General features: G+C 52.3%; 1 protein-coding gene. It reads right to left on the reverse strand.

Going from position 1 to position 572, the window contains the following annotated elements:
* A partial coding sequence (rdgC, locus tag ACTHUR_RS16500; protein WP_440399760.1) for a recombination-associated protein RdgC occupies nt 1-572 on the reverse strand: 572 nt, incomplete at both ends.

Genomic DNA, 572 nt, shown 5'->3' on the forward strand with positions numbered 1-572 from the left:
GTGTTGTACCACTTCATCGGCGGTCAGGTCTTGTTTGGAAACTTTGACGACCGGAACAACATCGCCTACGCCTTTGAGTTCGCAATCGCTGTCCAATTCAAAACCGCCTTCGCAATGGCCTTGCAGCAGCCAGCTGGTCATCAGGGAGGAGGGCGATTGTTTGGTGTTGGGCAGGGCGGCTTCCAAACCACCCAACGCTTCGCGCAGTTTGGTCAGGATATTTTCCGCTTTGGCAGAGGCGGCATTGTTGACCAAAAGATACCCGTGGCGCGTGTCGAAAATCGCCTGTGTGCGGCTGCTGCGCGTAAAGGCACGGGGCAGCAGGTCGTCAGTAATCTGTTCTTTCAGTTCTTGTTTTTCCTTACGGCCTACATTACGCGCTTCGTTGTTTTGGATTTCCAAAACCTTTTCATCCAAAATATCGCGGATGACGCCGGCAGGCAGGACTTTTTCTTCTTTTTTCAGGGCAACGCGCCAAGTGTAATCGGCAGGGAAAACTAGCTCTGGCGAAAAGGAAACCGGCGTGGAAAAGCCTTCGCTAAACCAGTCCAAACCCTGACAATGGGCAAATT

This window comes from Neisseria sp. P0021.S007 (assembly GCF_051956855.1).